The sequence below is a fragment of the Propioniciclava sp. genome, from assembly GCF_029977985.1.
GTDB lineage: Bacteria > Actinomycetota > Actinomycetes > Propionibacteriales > Propionibacteriaceae > Propioniciclava.
In genome coordinates this window covers 1-6,325 of the sequence record NZ_JARKOT010000117.1, presented here as the reverse complement: position 1 = coordinate 6,325, position 6,325 = coordinate 1, and the positions used below count along the sequence as shown (strand labels likewise).

Annotated in this window: 6 protein-coding genes and 2 pseudogenes; 6 read left to right on the top strand and 2 right to left on the bottom strand. The window is 71.2% G+C overall.

Going from position 1 to position 6,325, the window contains the following annotated elements:
- From Q1K57_RS07720 to Q1K57_RS07710, 3 genes and pseudogenes are all read left to right on the top strand, one after another.
- Positions 1-430 (top strand): annotated as a pseudogene (locus Q1K57_RS07720) (translational GTPase TypA); the annotation flags it as partial.
- A gap of 28 nt (positions 431-458) precedes the next feature.
- A complete protein-coding gene (locus Q1K57_RS07715) occupies positions 459-1,493 on the top strand; it encodes a glycosyltransferase family 2 protein (RefSeq protein ID WP_300080595.1) in 1,035 nt (344 codons plus the stop codon).
- Between the two features lie 2 nt (positions 1,494-1,495).
- Positions 1,496-2,371, top strand: coding sequence for a glycosyltransferase family A protein (locus Q1K57_RS07710; RefSeq protein WP_300080593.1), 876 nt, complete (start codon positions 1,496-1,498; stop codon positions 2,369-2,371).
- A 30-nt stretch (positions 2,372-2,401) separates the two neighbouring features.
- Here Q1K57_RS07710 and Q1K57_RS07705 read toward each other — a convergent pair whose 3' ends face one another.
- Positions 2,402-3,319, bottom strand: a complete 918-nt coding sequence (locus Q1K57_RS07705) for a folate-binding protein (RefSeq protein ID WP_300080591.1) — start codon at positions 3,317-3,319, stop codon at positions 2,402-2,404.
- A 2-nt stretch (positions 3,320-3,321) separates the two neighbouring features.
- A complete protein-coding gene (locus tag Q1K57_RS07700; RefSeq protein ID WP_300080589.1) occupies positions 3,322-3,816 on the bottom strand; it encodes an FABP family protein in 495 nt (164 codons plus the stop codon).
- Between the two features lie 103 nt (positions 3,817-3,919).
- Between Q1K57_RS07700 and Q1K57_RS07695 the strand changes: the two genes are divergently transcribed.
- The 3 genes and pseudogenes from Q1K57_RS07695 to Q1K57_RS07685 form a co-directional block, all read left to right on the top strand.
- Positions 3,920-5,404, top strand: a complete 1,485-nt coding sequence (locus Q1K57_RS07695; RefSeq protein WP_300080587.1) for a twin-arginine translocation signal domain-containing protein — start codon at positions 3,920-3,922, stop codon at positions 5,402-5,404.
- A 12-nt stretch (positions 5,405-5,416) separates the two neighbouring features.
- A complete protein-coding gene (dtd, locus tag Q1K57_RS07690; protein WP_300080585.1) occupies positions 5,417-5,857 on the top strand; it encodes a D-aminoacyl-tRNA deacylase in 441 nt (146 codons plus the stop codon).
- 62 nt (positions 5,858-5,919) lie between these two features.
- A pseudogene (locus Q1K57_RS07685) lies at positions 5,920-6,325 on the top strand (DNA-binding response regulator); the annotation flags it as partial.

The window sequence follows — 6,325 nt, the reverse complement described above, 5'->3', positions numbered from 1 at the left end:
GCACCACGTGTTCGAGGGCTACGAGCCGTGGGCGGGCGAGATCAAGACGCGCATGACGGGGTCCCTCGTCGCCGACCGGACAGGATCGGTCACGTCGTACGCGCTGTTCAACCTGCAGGAGCGCGGCATCCTGTTCGTCGCACCCACCGACGAGGTGTACGAGGGCATGATCGTGGGCGAGAACCCCCGCCCCGACGACATGGACGTGAACCCCACCAAGGAGAAGAAACTCACCAACGTGCGGTCGTCGACGGGCGAGGAGCTCGAGCGGCTCGTGCCGCCGCGGCTGCACAGCCTGGAGCAGGCGCTGGAGTTCTGCCGTGGCGACGAGTGCCTCGAGGTCACACCTGCCGCCGTCCGGATGCGCAAGACTGTCCTCGCGGGGCACGAGCGCGCGAAGCTGCGCAACCGCGCCAAGAAGGACGCCTGAGCAGCGGGCCAACGGAAGGACGAGCCGCATGAGTGAACTGGTCGCACCGGGGGCGTCCGAGGTGCCAGTGGGGCGCCGTGGCGAGCGGATCTCGTTCGTGCTGCCGTTCTACAACGAGGGCGTCAACGTCGACAATGTGCACACGGTGTTGAACGAGGTGACCGCGGGGCTGCCCTACGCGCTGGAGTTCGTGTTCGTGAACGACGGCTCGGCCGACGACACCCTGCTACGCCTCAAGAAGGCGGCGGACGCCGACCCGCGCGTCGTCGTCATCAACTTCTCCCGCAACTTCGGGCACCAGCGGGCGATCACGGCCGGCATGGACCACGCGTCGGGGGACGCCGTGGTCATCATGGACTCCGACCTGCAGGATCCACCGCGGGTCGCGCTCGAACTCATCGCGGCGTGGGAGCAGGGCGCCGACGTGGCCTACGCCCAGCGGCGCACGCGCAAGGACGCCTTCGTGAAGAAGGTCACGGCCGACGCGTACTACCGCCTGCTGGAGTCGATCGGCGACATCAAGATCCCGCGCAACACCGGCGACTTCCGGCTCATGGACCGCAAGGTCGTCGACGAGGTGAAGAAGTTCCGCGAGCACGACCGCTACATGCGCGGAATCGTCTCGAGCGTCGGGTACCACCAGGTGGCCGTGCCGTTCGACCGCGACGAGCGAGTCCACGGCGAGACCCACTACACGTGGCGCCGCATGTTCAAACTGGCCGCCGACGGCATCCTCGGCTTCTCGACGTTCCCGCTCACGATCATCAGCCGCATCGGCGCGGTGATGGGGCTCGGCGCGCTGGTCGCCATCCTCTGGGTGTTGGCCGGGCGGCTGCTCAACCCGGAATCGGTCGTGCAGGGGTGGACCTTCACGATCATCACCCTGCTGTTCGTCGGCGGGCTGCAGATCGTGATGCTCGGCATCCTCGGCAGCTACATCGGCCGCATCTACCGTGAGGTGCAGAACCGGCCGCTCTACTCGGTCGAGGATCTCTACCGGGGCTCGGACGCCCCCCACCCGGGTGGGCCGCCGGGGGCTCCCGGCGCGTCCGGAAGGCTGTAACCGTGCCCGGCCCCGGACCGCGCGTCAGCGTCGTGATTCCGGCCTACCGCAACGCCGATTGCGTGGCCGAGACGATCGAGTCGGTGCTGGCCCAGACGTTCACCGACTACGAGCTGGTGCTGGCGGACCACTCCTCCGACGACGGCACCCAGACGATCCTGGAGCGCTACGCCTCCGATCCGCACGTGCGGCTGCTCGAACCCACGCCCGCGGGCGGTGGCGCCCAGCGCAACTGGAACCGGGTGAGCGAGGCGGCGTCCGGGGAGTACCTGAAGCTCCTGCCGGCCGACGACCTGCTCGCCCCGCGTGCCCTGGCGGTGCAGGTGGCCGCCCTCGACGCCCACCCCGATGCCGTGCTGGCGGCGTCGAACCGCGCCATGATCACCGACACCGGCGCCGTGCTGATCGCGAATCGGGGTCTGCCGGCTTCCCTCGTCGGGGCACACGACGCGGCGACCGCCGTGCGCACGACCGTGCGCGCGGGCACCAACGTGTTCGGCGAGCCGGGGGCGGTGCTGCTGCGCCGATCGGCGCTGGAGCGGGCCGGCTGGTGGGACGGGCGCTCCGGCTACGCCATCGACGTGCAGAGCTACGTGAACACGTTGGCGTACGGCGGCATGGTCGGCATCGACGAGGTGCTCTCCAGCTTCCGGATCAGCGCCCAGCAGTGGTCGGTGCGGCTGGCGAGCAGCCAGGCCAGCGAGATGGCGGAGGTGTTCCGCGGTTTCCGTGCGGCGCACCCCACGTGGGTCAGCGCGACCGACGTCCGACTCGGCTCGGCCAAGGCGTGGGCCTCCGCCATGGGACGCCGTGCCGTCTACATCGCGCTGGACCTGATCAGGCGCGTCCGCGATGGGCGCGCCTCCCGGGCCGCCTGACTACGCCTTCCGCGCGAAACGGGCCGACGTTCAGCCCAGACGGGGCCGGACGTGGAGCCCCACGTCGGGGTCGACCACCACCTCCTGGGACGCCGCCACGCCCGCCGCGCTGAGCGCGGCGTCCACCTCGGTGGAGCGCTTCAGCAGCGCCAACCCGATCGGCCCGAGTTCGTGGTGGATCGCGGACGTGCCCATCCGCCCCGCCACCCGCTCCCCCGCCAGCACGCCCGCACCGACCTCGGGCAGCCGCTCCTCGGACCCGTCCAGGTGCAGCAGGGTGAGGCGGCGCGGGGGGCGTCCGAGGGTGTGCACCCGGGCGACGGTCTCCTGGCCGCGGTAGCAGCCCTTCTCCAAGTGGACGGCGGCCCCGAGCCGATCGGCCACCGGCACGGCGACCTCGTTCGGGATCGTCTTCTCGTCGGTGTCGAGGAAGATCCGCGGCTGACCAGCGGCGATGCGCAGCGCCTCCGCCGCCCAGGTGCCTGCGCGCCGGTCCCCCAACACTGACTCCAGATCGCGCCGCGCGACCACCTGCGGCCCGCCCGCGATGACCAGGGCGTGCGACGCCGACCGGTCCGCCAACTCCACGCGCGACGCGAAGACCATCCGCCCCAGCCATTCGAGCAGCGCCCCGAGGTGTCCGGGCTCGGTGTGCGCCCAGAAGACCTCGCCGTCATCGACGCCGCCCAGCACGTGTTCGATGCGCCCGTTCGGATCGAGCACGAAGGCGGTCGTCGACACCCCGGGGGCGAGCCCCTCGAACCGCTGTGAGGTGAGCGCGTGCAGCCACGCGAGCCGGTCGGGCCCGGAGACGGTGAACACCGGCCGGTGGGACAGGTCGACGTTCGCCTCCCCCGCCGCCAGCCATCGCTGCTCGCGCATCGGATCGCCATAGTGCCACGGCACCCCGGCGTCCGGGCCGCTGTCGTTCAGGACCGCCCGCCCCATCGTCAGCGCCGCTCCAGTGTGGCCCACATGTAGGGCCGCAGCGCCTCGTCGGTCGTGGCCCGGTCGAAGCTGTACATCAGCTTGCCCTCCACCGTGCCGTAGAGGCGGCGTCCGGCCGTGTACTCCACCTGCGCCAGGGGCGACCGCACGACCGCGTCCGTGGTCAGGTCGACGCGGCCGGGAGACAAGGGTCCGTACCAGATCTCGGCATAGCCCTCGGGGCTGCACATGACCACGTCGACCTGCCCCTCGGGTGTGCCCCGCCAGAAGCCGGTCTCGATGGTCAACGGGGCCTCGGGGCGCCCTTGGGCGTCGAGGGTGAACATCTGGGCGAGGTAGTGCAGGTAGTCGCCGCCGTTCTCCACGAAGTCGATCTGCACGCCGAACTCGGTCTTTCCCTCTCCCGGCCATTCGCGGTAGCCCGTGCCCTCCCAGCGGCCACGCAGCCATGCGAGGCCCGCGAGGGCGGGGTTCAGGTCGGGTGGGATCTCGAACACGGGTGCCTCCTCGAAGCGTCTCGGACGGCACAACGCCGCCGTTCCCCCGATTCTTCCCCATGGCCTGCTGGCATCGTGAACGACCTTGTGAGAGGGTGCTCTGGTGATCGACCGCCGCCAGTTCGTGCTCGGTTCCGCGGCCGCCGCCGCCCTCGTCGCGGCCGGGTGCAGCACCCCACCGACCTCTCCCGTGAACACCCCCGAGACGCCCCGGCTGGATCCCTCCCGTCACCAGCTCATCACCCGGACGCCCCCGGCGGACGGCGTCCTGCCCCCGGGGCCCGAGGGGGCACTCGTGGCCAGCCGCGCCCTTCTCGCGGCCGCAACCATCGTCGGAATCGTCGCACCGGACGCCGATGCCACCGGTCCCGCCGAGATCGCCCGCGCCCTCGGCGTCCCCCTGTTGGTGAACTCCCCCGAGCTGCCGGCAGAGCTGAACCGCCTGCAGACGCGGACCGTGCTCTCCTGGGTCGAGAACCTCGACGTCGGCGAGCGTGAGGTCATCGGCGCGCCCACCTCCGCCGACGCCCTCTCCCTCGACGGCCTTCCGCTGGCGCCGCCGGCCAACGACGTGCTCGTCCTCGCCGCCGAGGAGCCCTCGGACGTGGTGGGCGCCACCTTGTCCGCAGCCGGGCTCGAACCGACCCGTACCCCGGGCCCGCTCCCCGGCGGGGACGCCGCCACGACGGCGCTCGTCCGCAGCCACGACGGGCGTGTCCTGGGCGTGGGGGCCGCGTTGGGCACCGACGCCGACTACGCCGCCCAGGTCACGGTGACGCGGAGCGCCGCCGAGCTCCCCGGCGGCGGCATCGCGCCCCTCCCCGGTCACCACATGATCGCCTTGTACGGACACCCCGAGACGGCGGCGCTCGGCATGCTCGGCGAACAGTCGCCGGCGGCGTCCGTCGAACGCGTGCAGCGGCTCGTGGACGCCTACGCCGGCCTCGTGACCGATGTCACGTTCATGGGGGCCTTCGAGATCATCGCCACGGTCGCCTCGTCCGGCGCCGGGGACCGGGGGGACTACTCCTACCGGACGCCCCTCGACAAGCTCGTGCCCTGGCTGGACGCCGCCGAAGCGGCCGGCCTGTACGTCGTCCTCGATCTGCAACCCGGACGGACCGACTTCCTCACCCAGGCCAAGGAGTACGCCGACCTGCTCGTCCGCCCTCACGTGGGTCTGGCCCTCGACCCCGAATGGCGCCTCGCGCCGGACGGCCGCCACCTGCGCTCCATCGGGCAGGTGCACGTAGACGAGGTCAACGCCGTCGGCAACTGGCTCGCCGACTTCATCACCGAACACCGGCTGCCGCCCAAGGTGCTCACGCTGCACCAGTTCCAGACCCGCATGATCGTGGAGCGGGACCGCCTCGACACCACCCGGCCGCAGGTGCAGTATCTCGTCCATGTCGACGGGCAGGGATCCCAGCCGGCCAAACAGGGCACGTGGGAGGTCATCAAGCGCGACCTGCCCGAGCGCTCGTGGCTCGGCTGGAAGAACTTCGAGGACGAGGACACCCCCATGCTCACCCCTGCGCAGACGGTCGCCCAGGTCGACCCCCTGCCTCACTTCATCTCCTACCAGTAGGAGCGAGAGCCGATGAGGCTGGTCGTGCAGCGCGCCGCTCGGGCGTGTGTCAGCGTCGGCGGTGAGGTCGTCGGCGCCCTCGAACGGCCGGGGCTGGTGGTGCTCGTCGGCGTCACCCACGGGGACACGGCGGCGATCGCCCAGCGCCTCGCCGACAAGGTGTGGGGTCTGCGGATCCTGGCGGATGAGCGGTCGGCGTCCGATCTGGACGCCCCCGTCCTCGTCGTCAGCCAGTTCACGTTGTACGCCGACGTGCGCAAGGGGCGGCGTCCCTCCTGGAGCGCCGCCGCGCCCGGCGCCGTCTCCGAACCGCTCGTGGACGCGTTCGCCGACGCCCTCCGTGCTCTCGGCGCGACGGTGGCCACGGGCCGCTTCGGCGCCCACATGAGAGTCGACCTGGTCAACGACGGCCCCGTCACACTGGTGTTGGACAGCGAAATGTGGTCGTCCTGACGAATACCACGCCGCTTCCGTAGAATAAGGTTCGATCGTCACCCGGAATCACGAGGGATCGCATGGCACATCTGCTGGTGGTGAGCCCCGCAGCCGTGGCAGGCACGTCGGACGAGGCTCCCGTCAGCGCGCTGGCCCTGCTGCCGCACAGCTACGCCCTCGTCCCCCCCGATGCGAGCGTGGTCAACGAGGCCGAACGCTACGACGTCATCGTCCTCGACGGCCGCACCGACCTCCCCACCGCGCGCCAGATGTGCCGGCTGCTGGCGGCCTCCGGGACGGCGACGCCGATCCTGCTGATCGTCGCGGAGGGTGGTCTCGCCGCGCTGAGCGCCGACTGGGGCGTGGGCGACTTCGTGCTCGAGAACGCCGGCCCCGCAGAGTTCGACGCCCGCCTGCGGCTGCTGCTCGCCACACGGGGCGACGGCATCACCAGTTCGGGTGGCATCACCATCGACGAGTCCGCCT